Genomic DNA, 17,375 nt, shown 5'->3' on the forward strand with positions numbered 1-17,375 from the left:
TATCCGTAAAAGACGCATGGGAGACTCATGTCTGAGATCAATCGTGAGGCTGTGGCGCATCTGGCGCATCTGGCCCACATTGAGATGACCGAGGACGAACTGGCCAAAATGGCCGGCGAACTGGATGTCATTGTTGATTCGATCAAATCCGTAAGCGAAGTTGCCGGTGAGGACATCCCGGCCACCTCCCACCCGATCCCGCTGACCAACGTGTTCCGCGAAGACGTTGTGGGGCAGACGCTGACCAATGAAGAAGCGCTTTCCGGTGCACCCGATAACGCCGCCGGCCGCTTCAAGGTCCCTGCCATCCTGGATGAGGAGTAAAGACTTCCATGAATGAACTGATTACTTCGAGCGCTGCCGTCCTGGCAGACAAGCTCGCGTCCGGCGAGGTATCCGCCGTAGAAGTCACGCAGGCCCACCTGGACCGGATCTCCGAGGTCGACGGCGCCGTCAACGCCTTCCTCCACGTGAACACCGACGAGGCCCTGCAGGTCGCGGCCGACGTCGACAAGGCCCGCGCCGCCGGCGAAACCCTGCACACCCTCGCCGGCGTGCCGATCGCCATCAAGGACCTCATCGTCACGAAGGGCCAGCCCACCACGGCCGGCTCCAAGATGCTTGAGGGCTGGATGAGCCCGTACGACGCGACGGTGATCTCCAAGATCCGCGCCGCGCGCATGCCGATGCTCGGCAAGACCAACCTGGACGAATTCGCCATGGGTTCCTCGACCGAGCACTCGGCATTCGGACCCACCCGCAATCCGTGGGACCTGGACCGGATTCCCGGCGGCTCCGGCGGCGGTTCGGCTGCTGCCGTGGCTGCCTTCGAAGCTCCGCTGGCCCTGGGCACCGACACCGGCGGTTCCATCCGCCAGCCCGCGGCCGTTACCGGTTCGGTTGGCGTGAAGCCCACCTACGGCGGCGTTTCCCGCTACGGAGCCATTGCCATGGCCTCCTCGCTGGACCAGATCGGCCCGGTCTCCCGGACCGTCCTGGATGCGGCACTGCTGCAGGAAGTCATCGGCGGCCACGACCCCCGCGACTCCACCTCGCTGACCGACCCCGTGGGCAACCTCGTGGAGGCCGCCCGCAACGGCAACGTGGCCGGCATGCGCATCGGCGTCATCAAGGAACTGCAGGGCGAAGGCTACGAAGCCGGCGTCCTGGCCCGCTTCAACGAGTCGCTTGAACTCCTCAAGGATGCCGGAGCGGAAATCGTTGAGGTCTCCTGCCCCAACTTCAAGTACGCCCTCGGCGCCTACTACCTGATCATGCCCTCCGAGGCTTCCTCGAACCTGGCCAAGTACGACGGCGTCCGCTACGGCCTGCGTGCCCTGCCCGCCGACGGTCCGATGACCATCGAACGCGTCATGGGCGCCACCCGCGCCGCCGGATTCGGTGAAGAGGTCAAGCGCCGCATCATCCTGGGCACCTACGCGCTGTCCGCCGGTTACTACGACGCCTACTACGGCTCGGCCCAGAAGGTGCGCACCCTGATCCAGCGCGACTTCAACGCCGCATTCGCCCAGGCGGACGTCCTGATCTCCCCGACCTCGCCCAACACGGCGTTCAAGCTCGGCGAAAAGCTCGACGATCCGCTGGCGATGTACCTGAACGACGTCGCAACCATTCCAGCCAACCTGGCCGGCGTCCCGGGCATCTCGATCCCCGGCGGCCTGGCCGATGGACTGCCCGTGGGTATCCAGTTCCTGGCTCCGGTCCGCGAAGACGCCCGGCTGTACCGCGCCGGCGCGGCCCTCGAAGGCCTGCTGGAACAGAAGTGGGGCGGCCCGCTGCTGGCCTCTGCACCCGTACTCGGAGGAGTGAAGTAATGTCTGTGCACATCCAGGACGACACCCTGTCCTTCGAAGAGGCCATGGAGAAGTACGATCCGGTGCTCGGTTTCGAGGTCCATGTGGAACTCAACACCAACACCAAGATGTTCTCCGATGCGCCCAACATCTTCGGCGACGAGCCGAACACCAACGTCACCCCGGTCTGCCTGGGCATGCCCGGCGTGCTGCCGGTGGTCAACAAGACCGCCGTGGAGTACTCGATCCTGATCGGCCTCGCGCTGAACTGCAAGATCGCGCCGTCGTGCACCTTTGCCCGGAAGCAGTACTTCTACCCGGACACGCCCAAGAACTTCCAGACCTCGCAGTACGAAGATCCCATCGCGTACGACGGCTACCTGGACATCGAACTTGAAGACGGCACCGTGTTCCGCGTCGAGATCGAACGCGCCCACATGGAAGAGGACGCCGGCAAGCTGACCCACATGGGCGGCGCCACCGGACGCATCCAGGGCGCCGACTTCTCGCTGGTGGACTACAACCGGTCCGGCGTTCCGCTGGTCGAGATTGTCACCAAGCCGATCGAGGGCGCCGGCTCCCGCGCGCCCGAGCTGGCCAAGGCCTACGTGGCCGCGGTCCGCGAGATCGTGAAGAACCTCGGAGTCTCCGACGCCAAGATGGAACGCGGCAACGTGCGCTGCGACGCCAACGTGTCCCTGCGCCCATACGGCCAGGAAAAGTTCGGCACGCGCTCGGAAACCAAGAACGTTAACTCGCTGCGCGCCGTCGAACGCGCCGTCCGCTACGAAATCCAGCGCCACGCCGCCGTGCTCGAATCCGGCAGCAAGATTGTTCAGGAAACCCGGCACTGGCACGAGGACACGCGCTCGACGACGTCGGGCCGGCCCAAGTCCGACGCCGACGACTACCGCTACTTCCCGGAGCCCGACCTCGTTCCCGTGGTCACCTCCAAGGAATGGATCGAAGAGCTGCGCTCCCGCCTGCCCGAGCCGCCGGCCGAGCGCCGCAAGCGGCTGCAGGCCGACTGGGGCTACTCGGATGCCGAGTTCCGGGACGTCGTCAACGCCGGGGTCATGGACTCCATTGAAGACACCATCGCCGCCGGCGCCTCCGCACAGGTGGCCCGCAAGTGGTGGATGGGCGAAGTCTCCCGCCGCGCCAAGGAAGCCGAGGTCGATCCGACCGAGGTTGGCGTCACGCCCGAACTGATCGTTGAACTGGACCGCCTGATCCAGGCCGGCAAGATCAACGACAAGCTGGCCCGGCAGGTCCTCGACGGCGTCCTCGCCGGCGAAGGCACTCCGGAGGAAGTCATCGAGGCGCGCGGCCTGGCCGTAGTGTCCGACGACGGCCCGCTGCTCGAAGCCATCGACGCCGCCCTGGCGGCCCAGCCCGACGTCGCGGACAAGATCCGCGGCGGCAAGGTGCAGGCTGTCGGCGCCATCGTCGGCGGCGTCATGAAGGCGACCCGCGGACAGGCCGACGCCGGCCGCGTGCGCGAGCTGATCCTCGAACGCCTCGGCGTGCAGAACTGACACCGGCCGCTGATCTGACCTAAACGAACGCCGGTCCCGGGATTCCCGGGGCCGGCGTCCGCGTTAACCCGTGCGGCAGCCGGACATCTCCGCGGGCAGACGCAGCACTCCGGCGGGCGGTAGGGTCAGGGCATGGCCAATCACCCTCCCGCAGAGATCTTCGTGGATGAGTCCCTGGTGCGCCGGCTGCTGCAGGAACAGCACCCGCACCTGGCGGACCGGCCGCTGCGGCCGGTGGCCAACGGTTGGGACAACTACATCTTCCGGCTCGGCACCGACTATGCCGTCCGGCTGCCCCGGCGTCTGTCGGCAGCGGCGCTGACCGCCAACGAACAGGTCTGGCTGCCCGCACTGACCGCGGACCTGACGGTCGCGACATCCGCTCCGCTCTACGCCGGCAGCCCCTCCGAGGCATTTCCCTGGCCGTGGAACGTCACGCGCTGGTTTCCCGGCACCGCCGTCTCGCTCCAGCCGCGGGACCGCAACGTGGCACTGGCCGCCCCGCTGGCCGGGTTCCTGAACGCCTTCCACCGGCCGGCGCCGCCGGACTTTCCGCGCAACCCGGTGCGCGGCGTTCCGCTCGCCAGCCGAAACGACGCCGTGCGGGGCCGCCTCGACAGCGGCATGGTGCCGCACGCGGCCCGGATCCGCGAGCTGTGGGAGGCCAGCCTCGAGCTTCCGGTCTGGCCCGGACCGGCGCTGTGGATTCACGGCGACCTGCACCCCGCCAACCTCGTCGGCGCGGCGGACGGCACGCTGCAGGCCGTGATCGACTTCGGAGACCTGACCGCGGGAGATCCGGCCACTGACCTCGCCGCCGCCTGGCTGGTGTTTGACCGGACCGGACGTAATGAGTTCCGGAAATCCCTGGGCACCCAGTACGACGCCGATCCGCACGTCTGGGGGAGGGCGCAGGGCTGGGCAGTCTGCATGGCCTCGAGCCTGCTGGCCAACTCCGACGACCATCCGGGCATGTACCTGCTGGGATCGGAGACCCTGATGGAAATCCTGACCGAGGGACCGGACTGGCCGTGAGGGCCCGAGGAGGCAAGTAACGGACAGTGGCATGGGGAAAGTCGACGGCAGCGAGAAAGGCGACGGCACCCGGGAAGCTGACGGCGTCGGGGAAGTCGACATCTTGGTGGTCGGCGGAGGAATCGCCGGACTGTCCCTCGGCTCGGCGCTGGCCGGCCGGACCAGCGTGCTGGTGGTGGAGGCTGAGGAAACCCTGGGCTTCCACACCTCCTCGCGCTCGGCACGGCAGCTCATTCCCAGTTACGGCCCGGCCGTGATTCAGGACCTGACGATCCGGACGCTCGCCTTGATCCGGGCGCTGGAGGTCCATCTGCCGGAACCGGTGCTCACCCCGCGCAGCTTTCTGCTGGTGGGAACCGAGGGCACCGTCCGGGACCGGGCCAGCGGCCACATGCGTCCGGTCACACCCGGCGAAGTGCAGGCCCTGGCTCCCGAGCTGAAACCCGGCGCGTTTGCCGCGGCAGGCCTGGACACCACCTCCGTTGCCTGCAACACCGATGCGCTGATGGAGTATCACCGGCAGCGGATCCTGGACCGCGGCGGACGGATCCTGACCGGCCATCCGGTCCGGAGCGCGGTGTTCGAACCCGGTGCAGACGACGCGGGCAGCTGGGTGACCACGGCCGGGCCGCTGAGCATCCGGTCCCGCGTGGTGGTGAACGCGGCCGGCGCGTGGGCCGACCGGTTGGCCTCGCTGTACGGTGTCCGGACCCGCGGGCTGCAGCCGTACCGGCGCACTGCCGCCGTCGTCGTCGTGGAAAACCCGCTGGCACCGGGCGCGCCAATGGTTGCCGACGCCGATGAGTCCTTTTATTACCGGGCGGAAGGAGAGCAGGTGCTGATCTCTCCGTCGGAGACCGTGCCGAGCGATCCGGTGGACGCCCGGCCGCGCGCGGAGGAGGTCGAGGCGCTGGTGAAACTCGTCAATTCCGTCACGACGCTGGGCATCACCGACGTGGTCCGGTCCTGGACCGGATTGCGCACCGAAGCTGCCGACGGCCTGCCGGTGGTGGGGTACGACGACGTCGTTCCCGGGTTCTTCTGGCTCGCCGGGCAGGGTGGCTACGGCTTTCAGACCTCGTCCGGAATTGCTGAACTGGCGGTTGCCCCGCTGCTGGGCGAGAGTTCGAAAACCCCGGCGGCCAAGGCCCTGGATCCAGCTCGCGCAACGCTGTGACCAAGATCTCACAACTACTGCGTAACGAATCGGTCCGAGGTGGCGCGTATGGTCTTTTTCACTGCCCCCGGTGCCTAAAGTTGAAGGACAAAGCCATGTCGGCTTCCTCTTCGTTTAGATCCGCCTTTTTGTCTTGAAAGGTCTGTCCCAGTGCCAGATATATTGCCGCCACAGCTCGTTGGCGCGCAGCAACGTCCCCTCTATGTAAAAGTACGAACAGCTATAACCGTTATTTCCTGCGTATGGCTCATATTGGCAATAACAGACTTCGGTTTCTTTTCCGGCGGGACAACTTCTCTGGCCCTGTCCCTGGTGCTTCTTTACGGGACCGGCGCTGCGCTGATTGTGGTAATTGCCGCCGTCTACCGCCTGGTGAACAAATGGGCGCTCAAGCGGACAGAAACGGCGCCGGAAGACACCGCCGCCGTGGCATTTCTCGGCACGACACGATCGGCGACCGAAGAAGTTCGGTCCGCCCTGCGCCCGCCTGCTGCCACGGGGCGGCCCCACCCGGCTCCCGTCAGTCCGCGGACGGTCCGCCCCGCCGCATCGGTGTCCGCTTCGGACACGGCCGCGACGAAACCTGCCGCTCAGAAGCAGCCGGCCAACGGGCAGAACATTGCCGCCTCGGCCAAGCCTGCGCCGAAAAAGACCGTTCCGACGAAATCCGCGTCGAACCCGGCTCAGGGGATCAGGACCCAGTCGAAAATCCCGCCGGCCAAAACGGCTCAGGCAAAAGGCCGCCCCGCCAACAACGCCGGATCGAAGTCAGCGCCGGCGGAGCGCACCGACAGCTCGGGAGACCGCGTGCCGGGCAACAAGCCGGGCAGCGCGAAGGACGGCTCCTCCGGCGCCGGCGGCCCGGCGGCCCCTGCCCAGCAAATCTGCAACACAGCCAACGGTGCGCGTCCGGCGCTGGTGCTGGCCGCCAGCACTGCCCTGCCTCAGCTGCCCCGCCAGCAGCATGTCCTGGACGGCCGGCAGCGGGCGTCCTGACCTGCGGGAAAACCGCCGGACCGGGCGTTCAGGGAGTTGCCAGCTTTCCTACAGTTCCCGCCCAGCCAGGTCCATTATTGTAGAAGTACCTCATAAGGGTGCGAGTGATGAATGGATAGAGTAGTGACCTATCCGGCGCCGGCAGACTAGGGTTGTTCCCCCCAACCAGCCCATAGTCTGCCGGCGCTTTTCTTTGTCCGGACACAATCATCAAATTCGGGCATTGGCGTCGTACCGCCGGCGAATTCCTTTCAACTGCCCCGTTCCAAGAAAGCCCGCCCGGTGCATGAAAGAATCAAGCAACGGGATGACGCCGGGATGACGCCGGGATGCTGACGCGGAACCGTGCGGATCGAACTCTTCCCGGGACGAAGACACAAACCGGAAGAGTAAGAGCAACAGCGAGGGCAGGATTTGATGAGCGCCAACTGGGTTGAGCACGTTATGTGGTGGCACGTGTATCCGCTGGGCTTCGTGGGTGCGCCGATCCGGCCCGACGACCGGGACAGCAGCGTCAGCCACCGCCTTCCGGAGGTGGAGCGCTGGTTCGACCACATCCTTGACCTGGGCTTGAACGGCCTCGCCCTTGGCCCGGTTTTCTCCTCCATGACCCATGGCTACGACACCCTCGACTATTACGCCGTCGACGACCGGCTCGGCGACGAGTCCGACGTCGTGCATTTGGTGAACGCTGCCCACGAACGGGGGATCCGCGTCCTCCTGGACGGTGTCTTCAACCACGTGGGGCGGGCACATCCCTGGTTCACTGATGTCGAGCGCAACGGTCAGGCCTCACCGTACGCGGACCTCTTCCGCATCGACTGGGCGGGGTGGAGCCCGGGGAAGCCGGTTAAAGCTGATGTCTTTGAAGGCCACGACGGACTGGTCGCGCTGGACCACAGATCACCCCGCGTCGCTGACCTGGTGATCGACGTCATGAATTACTGGTTGGAGCGGGGGGTTGATGGCTGGAGGCTCGACGCAGCCTACGCCGTCCCCCCCGAATTTTGGGCCGGGGTCCTGCCGAAGGTCCGACAGCGGCATCCCGAGGCGTGGTTCACCGGGGAGGTCATCCACGGCGCCGATGTGCAGATGATTGAGGCCTCGACGATGGACTCGCTCACCCAATACGAGCTGTGGCAGGGCATCTGGCACGGTATCTCCGACCGCAACCTCCACGAACTCGGCCACGCGCTCAAGCGGCACAGCCTGCTCCTGTCCGGCTACGTCCCGTCGACGTTCATCGGCAACCACGACGTCACCCGCATAGCCTCCGCCATCGGTTCGGACCATGTCGGGCATGCCCTCGCCGTTCTCTTCACCGTTGCCGGAGTCCCTTCCATCTACGCGGGAGACGAGTTCGGCTGGAAGGCTGTCAAGGAAGACCGGTTCGGCGGTGACGACGCCGTGCGGCCGGCATTCCCCGCCGCACCTCCGGGGGAGGATGCCCTTGATCCGGAGGCATCCAGAATTCTGCACGAGCACCAGGAGCTCATCAGCCTCCGTCGCCGGAACCCCTGGCTCCACCGCGCCACCTCGAACCTCATCGTGGCGTCGAATGAAACCCTTGCCTTCCGCACTGCCGCCAGCAGCGCCGACGCGCTCGTCACGCTGCTGAACCTTGCTCCGACCGCACAGCTTCTGCCCGGCGCCGGTGCGACCGCCGTCGTCGCCGGCAGTGCCGCCTGCGACGGCGGCGATTTCCTCGTGCCGGCGAACGGATGGGCCGTCCTCGCCTAGCGGGATTGATCCGCGAGCCGTCGTGTTGCGTTGTGCGGTTATGCCCGGCGTTATTGGTACATTCCCGACCATGACGTCTGCAAACATCCCTGTCCGGAACATCTCTGTCCGGCCACCTGTGGAAAGCGACGCAGACAGGTTGGCCGCAATCCACATCGCGGCTTGGCGGGCCGCCTACCGGGGAGTGATGTCCGACGAATACCTCGACGGGCTGGACAGCCCCCGGTATGCAGACAACTGGCGTCGGAACATCCTCAATCCCAGCGAAGGAACAGTTCACCTGGTGGCGCAGGCCGGCGATGAGGTCGTCGGATTTGCGGTTGTGGGACCGGCCACGGACAACCCCGAGCCGGGCACCGGGCAGGTGTATGCCATCAACCTGCATCCCGACTGGTGGGCAAACGGCATAGGAAGCGTCCTTTTTGCCGCCGCCGAAGAAACGCTGATCTCGCTGGGATACGACAGAGCCTGTCTGTGGGTTGAAGCAACCAACGAGCGCGCCATCACCTTCTACACAAAGCGGGGATGGCTGGACGACGGCGGAACCATGCAAGACACCCGCTTCGATCCGCCCGTCGCCGAACGCCGCCACAGCCGTCAGCTGAGCCGGGCGGAGTGATTCCTGCTTGCCCGCTTAGCCGGTGCGGAATCAGTCCTACGGAATCAGTCCGTGCGGAAATCCGGAAACTCGCCGGTGGCAGCGGAGAACGACTCCTCGACCCCGGTGACGATTCCAGGGGCAGCGGGGGACCGGAGCCACTCCAGCAGCCCGTCAACCGCCGACGGCGCCCCTTCGGCCACCACCTGCACTGACCCGTCGCTGCTGTTGGACACCACACCGGTCAGCCCCAGCCGGGTTGCCTGCTGCAGGGTCCGGTAGCGGAAGCCCACCGCCTGCACCTCGCCGGTGACCCTGGCGGTCAGGCGCCGGCCCGGGTCCGGAGAACCGGGGGAACCAGCGGAGAAACCAGAAGCGAAATCCGAAGGCGTCATAGGCCTAGAGTAGCGGCCGGCCCAGCACCGAGTCAGCAGCGGCCAGCAGCGAACCGTCGGCAACCAGCACCCGTGCCGCCTCAATCTCCGGCGCCAAATACCGGTCCGGACCCGGTCCCGCGACCATCGCCCGCAGCGCCGAGCGCACCGCAGTGACCGCGGGAGCGCTGCGGGAGATGGCGACGCCGCCGTCGCGCATGTCCAGCGCCCGCGCCGAGGTCAGCAGCTCGATGGCCAGGACCCGGGTCAGGCCGTCCACGGCGCGGCGCAGCTTCAGGCCCGCCGCCCAGCCCATCGACACGTGGTCCTCCTGCATCGCCGAGGACGGAATGGAATCCACCGAGGCGGGCACGGCCAGCCGCTTGAGTTCGGAAACGATGCCGGCCTGGGTGTACTGGGCGATCATGTGCCCCGAATCGACGCCCGGATCGAAGGCCAGGAAGGCGTTGAGGCCGTGGCTGCGGGAGCGGTCCAGGAAGCGGTCGGTGCGCCGCTCGCTTATGGAGGCGACGTCGGCGACGGCGATGGCGAGGAAGTCCAGCACGTAACCGACCGGTGCGCCGTGGAAATTGCCGTTGGACTCCAGCCGCCCGTCCAGCGTCACCACCGGGTTGTCGATGGCGGAGGCCCGCTCACACTCCGCAACGGTTTCGGCATGGAGAAGCGTTGACCGCGCGGCGCCGTGCACCTGCGGGGCGCAGCGCAGCGAATAGGCGTCCTGCACCCGGGTGAAGCCGCCGGTTTTCTGTTCTTCGATCAGCACCGACCCGGCCAGTACCGCTCGGATGTTCGCCGCCGACTCGGCCTGGCCGGGCTGCGGGCGCAGGGCCTGCAAATCCGCGGCAAACACGGCGTCGGAACCCAGCAGTCCCTCCACGCTCATTGCCGCGGCCAGATCCGCGGTGGCCAGCAGCCGGCGCAGGTCGGCGATGGCCAGGGTGAGCATGCCCAGCATGCCGTCGGTTCCGTTGATCAGGGCCAGGCCCTCCTTCTCCTGCAGCTCCACCGGTTCCAGCCCGGCAGCGGCCAGGGCCTGCGCTGCCGGGGTCAGTTCGCCGTCGGCCGTGCGCACGCTGCCCTCACCCATCAGGGCCAGGGCGCAGTGCGAAAGCGGCGCCAGGTCGCCCGAGCAGCCCAGCGAGCCGTACTCGCCGACCACCGGCGTGATCCCGGCATTCAGCAGCCCGGCATAGGCATGGGCGACGACGGGCCGGACGCCCGTGCGGCCGGTGGCCAGGGTGGAGAGCCGGTTCAGCATCAGGGCGCGGATCACCTCGCGGTCCACCTCGGCGCCCGACGACGCCGCGTGGCTGCGGATCAGCGAGCGCTGCAGCTGCCGGCGCTGTTCCGGAATGATCTGCTTCACCGCCAGCGCACCGAACCCGGTGGACACCCCGTAATGGGGCTTGTCATCAGCGGCCAGTTCCTCGATGACGCTCCGGGAGGACTGCATGGCGGCAGCACTCTCAGCGGACAGCACCACTGCCGCCCCTTGCCGGGCGACGGCGACGAGTTCCGCTTCGGTCAGCGGGCCGGTCCCCAGCGTTACTGACGTTTCTGCGCTCACTGTTGGTTCCATCTCCCGGTTGTCGCGGATTTCTCAGGCCACCGCTGATCCTACGCCCGGTTCCAACCTGTTCCGGGTTCCGGACAGTGCCCTGGGCGCTGGGCATCTCCGACTCCTATTCCCGTCGTGTTCGCTGCCACTTTTCCGGAACACCGTCGGTTACGGTCTGGAGATGGCTACTTTCTCCGATCCTTCCCGCAGCATCCGGGCACCGCGCGGCACCTCGCTGACCGCCAAGAGCTGGCAGACCGAGGCTCCGCTGCGCATGCTGATGAACAATCTGGACGCCGAAGTCGCCGAGCGCCCCGAGGACCTGGTGGTCTACGGCGGCACCGGCCGGGCCGCCCGCAGCTGGGAGGCCTACGACGCGATCATCCGGACCCTGTCCACGCTGGAGAATGACGAGACGCTGCTCGTCCAGTCCGGAAAACCGGTGGGCGTGTTCCGCACCAACGAATGGGCGCCGCGGGTCCTGCTCGCCAACTCGAACCTGGTGGGGGACTGGGCCACCTGGCCCGAGTTCCGGCGGCTCGAGGCCGAGGGCCTCATGATGTACGGGCAGATGACCGCCGGCTCGTGGATCTACATCGGCACCCAGGGCATCCTGCAGGGCACCTACGAAACCTTCGGCGCCGTCGCCCGCAAACTCTGCAACGACGAAAACGCCACCCTGGCCGGCACCCTGACGCTGACCGGCGGCTGCGGCGGCATGGGCGGCGCGCAGCCGCTGGCCGTGACGCTGAACGGGGGAGCGGTGCTGATTGTCGACGTCGACGAGACCCGCCTGCGCCGCCGCGCCGGCAAGCGCTACCTGCACGAGGTGGAAACCGACCTGGACACCGCCGTCGCCAAGGTCATGGCCGCCCGGGCCGAAAGGCGCGCCCTCTCGGTGGGCCTGGTGGGCAACGCCACCGAGGTGTTCGAGGAACTGCTGCGCCGGCACAACGCCGGCGAGATCACCGTGGACATCGTCACCGACCAGACCTCCGCCCACGACCCGCTGAGCTACCTGCCGGCAGGCATCCCGGTGGAGCAGTGGCAGGCGGCAGCCTCGGCCGACCCCGAAGGATTCACCAAGCAGGCGCGTGAATCGATGGCCCGCCAGGTGGCGGCCATGGTCGGCTTCCAGGATGCCGGCGCCGAGGTCTTCGACTACGGCAACTCGATCCGGGATGAGGCTCGCCAGGGCGGCTACGACCGTGCGTTCGACTTTCCGGGCTTCGTGCCCGCCTACATCCGCCCCCTGTTCTGCGAGGGTATGGGCCCCTTCCGCTGGGTGGCGCTCTCCGGCGACCCGCAGGACATCGCGGTCACCGACGCCGCCATCAAGGAACTCTTTCCGGACAACGCCCGCCTGCATCGCTGGTTCGACGCCGCCGCCGAGCACGTCGAGTTTGAGGGACTGCCGGCCCGGATCTGCTGGCTGGGCTACGGCGACCGCGCCAAGGCCGGACTGCTGTTCAACCGGCTCGTGGCGGAGGGCAAGGTTAGCGCGCCGATCGTGATTGGCCGCGACCACCTGGACTCCGGTTCAGTGGCTTCGCCCTACCGGGAAACCGAAGCCATGGCCGACGGCTCCGACGCCGTCGCCGACTGGCCGCTGCTGAACGCCATGCTGAACACCGCCTCCGGCGCCACCTGGGTCTCCATCCATCACGGCGGCGGGGTCGGCATCGGCCGCTCCATCCACGCCGGACAGGTTTCAGTGGCCGACGGAACCGAACTGGCTGCCCGGAAACTGGAACGGCTGCTGACCAACGACCCGGGCACCGGCGTCGTCCGCCACGCCGACGCCGGCTATCAGCGGGCCACCGACGTCGCCGCCGAGCGCGGCATCCGCATTCCGATGGCCGAAGGCTATCCGATGGCAGAAGATTAGGAACCGGCTGCTGGTGGGAACATAGACATGGTGAATACATCGAGCGTCAACACCCTCCTGTCCGCCATCGAAGACACCGGCCGCGATGCCCGCCGCGGCGGCTATTCGCGTCCGGTCTATTCCGCTGCGGAACTGGAGCTGCGGGAGTGGTTCGCCGCAGAGGCGGCCCGCAGGAACCTGGCCGTGGAAACGGACCGCAACGGCATTCTCTGGGCCTGGTGGGACCTGCCCGGCAGTGACCCCACATCACCCGAGCGCCGGGGCGCCCTGGTCACCGGCTCCCACCTTGACTCCGTTCCCGGCGGCGGCGCCTTTGACGGCCCGCTCGGGGTGGCCAGCGCCCTGGCCGCCGTGGATCTCCTGCAGGCCCGGGAGAACAGCGGCAGCCTGTTCCGGAACCGTGCGCTCGCCGTCGCGGTGTTCCCGGAGGAGGAAGGTTCGCGGTTCGGCGTCGCCTGCCTCGGCTCCCGGCTGCTCGCCGGAACGATCGATCCGCGCAAGGCGCTGGCCCTGCGCGACGCCGACGGCAACACCTTCGCCGACGTCTCCCGTGCCAACGGCAGAGACCCCGATGCGATGGGCCGCGACGACACCGTGCTGGGCACCATCGGCGATTTTGTGGAACTGCACGTGGAGCAGGGCCGCGGCCTGAACACCGAAGAGTTCACCGACGCCGCCGGGCGCGGTCCGGCGGTCGCGGTGGGCGGGTCCGTCCTGGGCCACGGCCGCTGGCGGTTTTCCATCTCCGGGCAGGGCAACCATGCCGGCACCACCCTGATGGCAGACCGCGCCGACCCCATGGTCGCCGCCGCCCAGCTGATCGTGGCCGTGCGGCAGACCGCTTCCGCCCAGTCCGGTGCCCGCGCCACGGTGGGCCGGCTGGAACCGGTACCCGGAGGCACCAACGTCATTGCCTCGCGCGTGGATCTCTGGCTCGATGTCCGCCACCCGGACGACGCCGTGACGGCCGCCCTGGTGGAGAAGATCCACGGCCAGGCCCAGAAGATCGCCGCGTTTGAAGGCTGCAGCGTACAGCTGACTGAGGAATCCTACTCCGGCACCGTCCACTTCGACCCGGCCCTGCAGCGTTCCCTCGAGCAGTCCGTCGCGCGCACCGTTCCCGGAGCTCCGGTCCTCGCCACCGGCGCGGGGCACGACGCCGGAGTGCTGGCGGCCCGCGTGCCGACCGGCATGCTGTTTGTCCGGAACCCGTCGGGGATCAGCCATTCGCCGGAGGAGTACGTCGAGGACGGCGACGCCCAGCTGGGCGTGGAAGCCCTGGCCGACGTGCTGCAGGACCTGCTGTGACCCGGACCCTGTGGTGCGAGCAGGGCTGGGTGAACGCTGCCGTGGCGGACGGGGTCCGGCTGGAGGTTGACGACGCCGGCACGGTCACCTCGGCCACGCCGGGAACCGAGCCGCAGCCGGGAGACCTGCAGCTGCCCGGCGTCACCTTCCCGGCGGCGTCGAACGCGCACTCGCACGCCTTCCACCGGATCCTGCGCGGGCGCACCCACGCCGGCGGCGCGGGCAGCTTCTGGACCTGGCGGGAGCAGATGTACCAGGCGGCCGGCGCCCTGACGCCGGAGCTGTACGAGCAGCTGGCCACCGCGGTGTTTGCCGAGATGGTGGTCACCGGGTTCAGCTCCGTCGCCGAGTTCCACTATGTTCACCACCGGCCGGACGGCAGCCCCTACGGCGCCGACGGATCCGGGGAGCACGCCATGGAACGGGCGCTGGCGCGGGCCGCCGTCGCCGCCGGGATCCGGCTGACCCTGCTGGACACCTGCTACCTTGCAGGCGGCTTCGATACCCCGCTGACCGCCGAGCAGCAGCGCTTCGGCGACCGGGATGCGTCGGCTTGGCTGGACCGGCTCGGGTCGCTGCGGACCGCGGTCGCCGCTGAATTCGATCCGGCGCAGGTCAGCGTGGGGGCGGCGCTGCACTCAGTGCGCGGCGTCCCGGAAGCTGACCTGGCGGTGATCGCCGCAAACCTGCCGGCGGATCTGCCGCTGCACATCCACCTCTCCGAACAACCCGCCGAGAACGAAGCCTGCCTGCGGGCCACCGGCCTGACGCCCACCATGCTGCTGCAGCGGCACGGGCTCATCCGCCCGCGGCTCTCGGCGGTGCACGCCACCCATCTGAGCGAAGAGGACATCACCGTCCTCGGGAATGCGGGGACCACCATCGTCATGTGTCCCACCACCGAGGCCGATCTGGCCGACGGCATCGGCACGGCTGCACGGCTGCGGGCGACCGGCGCCCGGATCGCGCTGGGCACCGACCAGCACGCCGTCGTCGACCCCTGGCTGGAGATGCGCGCGCTGGAGCACGGCGAGCGGCTGGCTTCGGGGGAGCGCGGCCGCTTCGCCCCCGCCGACCTGCACGCCGCAGCGTCCGACGCCGGAGCACACGCCCAGGGCCGGACCAGCCCGGGGCTGGAAGCCGGAAAGGTCTGTGACCTCATGAGCGTGGATCCGCGCAGCGTCCGCACGGCCGGCTCCCGCCCCGGCCAGCTGGCGCTGACCGCCACCGCGGCGGACGTGATCGCCGTCGTCGTCGGCGGGCGCGTGATAGCCGGCAACGGAAAGCACGCCACCCTGGGCGACCCGGCCACCCTGCTCAGCGCAGCCATCGCCGCGGTCGACGCCGCCCGCGACACCACTTTCGAAGGAATCCCGCAGCCATGAGCCCGGTTTCGACCCTGATCACCAACATCGGCGAACTCTCCACGCAGGACTATGCCCGGGGAGATCAGGCCGCCGTGCTCCGCGACGCGGCAGTGGTCTTCGAGGGGGAGCGGATCAGCTGGATCGGCGCCGCCCGGGACGCCCCGGCCGCCGAAGCAGTGGTTGACGCCGGAGGCCGGGCGGGGCTGCCCGGCTGGGTGGATTCGCACACGCACCTGGTCTTCGCCGGGGACCGCGGCGCCGAGTTCGAGGCCCGGATGGCCGGGCAGTCCTACGCCGCCGGCGGGATTGCCGTGACCACCGAGGCCACGCGTGCCGCCTCGGACTACGACCTGACCCGGCTGCTGCTGGCCCGGGTTGCCGAGGCCGCCGCCGGCGGCACCACCTATCTGGAGACCAAAACCGGGTACGGGCTGAGCGTGGAGGAGGAACGGCGGCACGCGCGGATCGCCTCCACCGTGGCGGACCAGGTCACCTTCCTGGGCGCGCACCTCGTGCCCGACGGCGCGGATGCCGAGGACTACACCGACCTGGTCTGCACGGACATGCTCGCCGCCGTGCTGCCCTATGTGCAGTGGGCGGACGTCTTCTGCGAAAAGGGCGCCTTCACCGAGGAGCAGTCACGCCGGGTGCTCCGCGCCTGCCGGGACGCCGGCCTCGGGCTGCGGGTGCACGGCAACCAGCTCGGCCACGGTGCCGGCGTGCGGCTGGCCGTGGAGTTCGGAGCGGCCAGCGTGGACCACGTGAACTACCTGTCCGACGACGACGTCGCGGCGCTCGCCGGGACCTGGTCCGGGCGGGATCCGGGTGCCGGAGCCGGGGAATCCGGATCCGAGGACTCCGGGCCCGGAACGCCCGGCACGGTGGCGACCTGTCTGCCGGCCTGCGACCTCTCCACCCGCGCACCGCTGGCCGACGCCCGCCGGCTGCTGGACGCCGGAGTGCCGGTGGCCCTGGCCTCGAACTGCAACCCGGGCACCTCCAACACCAGCTCGATGAACTTCTGCGTCGCCACCGCCGTGCTGCAGATGGGACTGACCGTGCAGGAAGCCGTCCGGGCTGCGACGTTCGGCGGTGCACTGGCGCTTCGCAGGCACACCGGCAAGGACCGGAACGGACAGCGGGCGGTGGGCTCGCTCGCCGTCGGGCACCGGGCGGATCTGCAGCTGCTCAACGCCCCCTCGGCCGCGCATCTGGCCTACCGGCCGGGCATGCCGCTGACCGGCAGCGTCTGGAAGGCCGGGGTTCAGGTGCGCCGCTGACCGGTGTGCACCTGATGCCGCGGCGGTCCGGTCCCGATTCCGACGCACGGGTCCGGCAACCGACGCCGCCACACTTGTTCTCCGTCCGAGCGCGGGGTTGAAATGTGCCATGGGAAAAATCATCTACATGCTGTCCTGCACCCTGGACGGGTACATCAATGATGCTTCCGGGGAGATCTCCTGGGCCGTTCCGGACGAAGCCATGGTTGCGGACGTCACCGCGGACCTGGCCGGCGTGACGACGCATCTGTACGGGCGGCGGATGTACGAGAGCATGGCGGGCTGGGAAACCGATCCCTCCCTTGCCGCGCAGTCGCCGGAATCGGCTGCCTTTGCCGAGGTCTGGAAGCGGGCCCGGAAGGTGGTCTTTTCCCGGACGCTGGAGGACGTCTGGACGGAACGCACCCGGTTGGAACGCGACCTCACGGTGGAAGCCATCGACCGGGCGAAGGCCGAAACGGCCGGCGACCTCCTCATCGAAGGACCCACCGTGACCGCAGCCGCCTTCCGGCTGGGGCTGGTGGACATGGTGAGCCTGATGATTTATCCCGTGACTGTGGGCGCCGGCACCCGGGTGTTTCCCGACGGGCTGCGGCTGAGCCTGCGGCTGCTCCGCGAACAGCGCTTCGAGAAGACCGGCATGGTCAAGGTCACCTACGAAACGGACCGCTCCTGAGGACA

15 protein-coding genes are annotated in these 17,375 nt (G+C 68.4%); 13 read left to right on the forward strand and 2 right to left on the reverse strand.

The window, feature by feature from the left end; all coding sequences use genetic code 11:
• The first annotated feature begins 27 nt into the window (after nucleotides 1-27).
• The 8 genes from gatC (at nucleotide 28) to QNO08_RS05070 (ending at nucleotide 8,919) form a co-directional block, all read left to right on the forward strand.
• Nucleotides 28-324, forward strand: a complete 297-nt coding sequence (gene gatC / locus QNO08_RS05035; RefSeq protein WP_152221910.1) for an Asp-tRNA(Asn)/Glu-tRNA(Gln) amidotransferase subunit GatC — start codon at nucleotides 28-30, stop codon at nucleotides 322-324.
• An 8-nt stretch (nucleotides 325-332) separates the two neighbouring features.
• The gene (gene gatA / locus QNO08_RS05040; protein ID WP_229967373.1) at nucleotides 333-1,835 is read left to right on the forward strand and encodes an Asp-tRNA(Asn)/Glu-tRNA(Gln) amidotransferase subunit GatA; all 1,503 of its coding nucleotides are present in this window, start codon (nucleotides 333-335) and stop codon (nucleotides 1,833-1,835) included.
• Nucleotides 1,835-3,352, forward strand: coding sequence for an Asp-tRNA(Asn)/Glu-tRNA(Gln) amidotransferase subunit GatB (gatB, locus tag QNO08_RS05045; protein ID WP_229967375.1), 1,518 nt, complete (start codon nucleotides 1,835-1,837; stop codon nucleotides 3,350-3,352). The genes gatA and gatB overlap by 1 nt, the downstream gene beginning before the upstream one ends.
• Before the next feature lie 132 nt (nucleotides 3,353-3,484).
• Nucleotides 3,485-4,387, forward strand: a complete 903-nt coding sequence (locus QNO08_RS05050; protein WP_229967377.1) for an aminoglycoside phosphotransferase family protein — start codon at nucleotides 3,485-3,487, stop codon at nucleotides 4,385-4,387.
• 31 nt (nucleotides 4,388-4,418) lie between these two features.
• Nucleotides 4,419-5,564, forward strand: a complete 1,146-nt coding sequence (locus QNO08_RS05055) for an NAD(P)/FAD-dependent oxidoreductase (RefSeq protein WP_229967379.1) — start codon at nucleotides 4,419-4,421, stop codon at nucleotides 5,562-5,564.
• A gap of 252 nt (nucleotides 5,565-5,816) precedes the next feature.
• Nucleotides 5,817-6,560: a hypothetical protein gene (locus QNO08_RS05060; protein WP_229967380.1), complete on the forward strand. Its 744-nt coding sequence runs from the start codon at nucleotides 5,817-5,819 to the stop codon at nucleotides 6,558-6,560.
• Nucleotides 6,561-6,977: 417 nt separating this feature from the next.
• Entirely contained in the window at nucleotides 6,978-8,300 is a 1,323-nt protein-coding gene (locus QNO08_RS05065; protein ID WP_229967383.1) for an alpha-amylase family protein, read from the forward strand.
• A gap of 139 nt (nucleotides 8,301-8,439) precedes the next feature.
• On the forward strand, nucleotides 8,440-8,919 hold the full coding sequence (locus QNO08_RS05070; RefSeq protein WP_284155647.1) for a GNAT family N-acetyltransferase: 480 nt from the start codon (nucleotides 8,440-8,442) through the stop codon (nucleotides 8,917-8,919).
• Between the two features lie 44 nt (nucleotides 8,920-8,963).
• On the opposite strand, the gene QNO08_RS05075 is transcribed toward QNO08_RS05070, so the two are convergent.
• Nucleotides 8,964-9,293 (reverse strand): acylphosphatase, encoded by a 330-nt coding sequence (locus tag QNO08_RS05075; protein WP_229967387.1) that lies wholly within the window; start codon nucleotides 9,291-9,293, stop codon nucleotides 8,964-8,966.
• A gap of 4 nt (nucleotides 9,294-9,297) precedes the next feature.
• Nucleotides 9,298-10,872 carry a histidine ammonia-lyase gene (gene hutH, locus QNO08_RS05080; RefSeq protein WP_442860534.1) on the reverse strand — a complete coding sequence of 525 codons (1,575 nt, stop codon included), beginning with the start codon at nucleotides 10,870-10,872 and terminating at the stop codon, nucleotides 9,298-9,300.
• Nucleotides 10,873-11,032: 160 nt separating this feature from the next.
• Here hutH and hutU point away from each other — a divergent pair, with 160 nt between their 5' ends.
• The 5 genes from hutU to QNO08_RS05105 all read left to right on the forward strand — a co-directional run bounded on the left by hutU (nucleotide 11,033) and on the right by QNO08_RS05105 (nucleotide 17,370).
• Nucleotides 11,033-12,739: a urocanate hydratase gene (gene hutU / locus QNO08_RS05085; protein WP_229967391.1), complete on the forward strand. Its 1,707-nt coding sequence runs from the start codon at nucleotides 11,033-11,035 to the stop codon at nucleotides 12,737-12,739.
• Between the two features lie 27 nt (nucleotides 12,740-12,766).
• On the forward strand, nucleotides 12,767-14,047 hold the full coding sequence (locus QNO08_RS05090) for an allantoate amidohydrolase (protein ID WP_229967393.1): 1,281 nt from the start codon (nucleotides 12,767-12,769) through the stop codon (nucleotides 14,045-14,047).
• Nucleotides 14,044-15,432: a formimidoylglutamate deiminase gene (locus QNO08_RS05095; protein WP_229967395.1), complete on the forward strand. Its 1,389-nt coding sequence runs from the start codon at nucleotides 14,044-14,046 to the stop codon at nucleotides 15,430-15,432. The genes QNO08_RS05090 and QNO08_RS05095 overlap by 4 nt, the downstream gene beginning before the upstream one ends.
• Nucleotides 15,429-16,694: an amidohydrolase family protein gene (locus QNO08_RS05100; protein ID WP_229967397.1), complete on the forward strand. Its 1,266-nt coding sequence runs from the start codon at nucleotides 15,429-15,431 to the stop codon at nucleotides 16,692-16,694. Before QNO08_RS05095 ends, QNO08_RS05100 begins: the two co-directional genes overlap by 4 nt.
• Nucleotides 16,695-16,803: 109 nt before the next feature.
• Nucleotides 16,804-17,370, forward strand: a complete 567-nt coding sequence (locus tag QNO08_RS05105) for a dihydrofolate reductase family protein (protein WP_229967399.1) — start codon at nucleotides 16,804-16,806, stop codon at nucleotides 17,368-17,370.
• Nucleotides 17,371-17,375: the final 5 nt, after the last annotated feature.

Source organism: Arthrobacter sp. zg-Y820, from assembly GCF_030142155.1.
Taxonomy (GTDB): domain Bacteria; phylum Actinomycetota; class Actinomycetes; order Actinomycetales; family Micrococcaceae; genus Arthrobacter_B.

Excerpts from the sequence above, each read along its gene's own strand:
- hutU (WP_229967391.1), top strand. The coding sequence starts at position 11,033 with ATGGCTACTTTCTCCGATCCTTCCCGCAGCATCCGGGCACCGCGCGGC.
- hutH (WP_442860534.1), bottom strand. The coding sequence starts at position 10,872 with ATGGAACCAACAGTGAGCGCAGAAACGTCAGTAACGCTGGGGACCGGC.
- QNO08_RS05090 (WP_229967393.1), top strand. The coding sequence starts at position 12,767 with ATGGTGAATACATCGAGCGTCAACACCCTCCTGTCCGCCATCGAAGAC.
- QNO08_RS05065 (WP_229967383.1), top strand. The coding sequence starts at position 6,978 with ATGAGCGCCAACTGGGTTGAGCACGTTATGTGGTGGCACGTGTATCCG.
- QNO08_RS05050 (WP_229967377.1), top strand. The coding sequence starts at position 3,485 with ATGGCCAATCACCCTCCCGCAGAGATCTTCGTGGATGAGTCCCTGGTG.
- gatC (WP_152221910.1), top strand. The coding sequence starts at position 28 with ATGTCTGAGATCAATCGTGAGGCTGTGGCGCATCTGGCGCATCTGGCC.
- QNO08_RS05075 (WP_229967387.1), bottom strand. The coding sequence starts at position 9,293 with ATGACGCCTTCGGATTTCGCTTCTGGTTTCTCCGCTGGTTCCCCCGGT.
- gatA (WP_229967373.1), top strand. The coding sequence starts at position 333 with ATGAATGAACTGATTACTTCGAGCGCTGCCGTCCTGGCAGACAAGCTC.
- QNO08_RS05055 (WP_229967379.1), top strand. The coding sequence starts at position 4,419 with ATGGGGAAAGTCGACGGCAGCGAGAAAGGCGACGGCACCCGGGAAGCT.
- QNO08_RS05100 (WP_229967397.1), top strand. The coding sequence starts at position 15,429 with ATGAGCCCGGTTTCGACCCTGATCACCAACATCGGCGAACTCTCCACG.
- QNO08_RS05105 (WP_229967399.1), top strand. The coding sequence starts at position 16,804 with ATGGGAAAAATCATCTACATGCTGTCCTGCACCCTGGACGGGTACATC.
- gatB (WP_229967375.1), top strand. The coding sequence starts at position 1,835 with ATGTCTGTGCACATCCAGGACGACACCCTGTCCTTCGAAGAGGCCATG.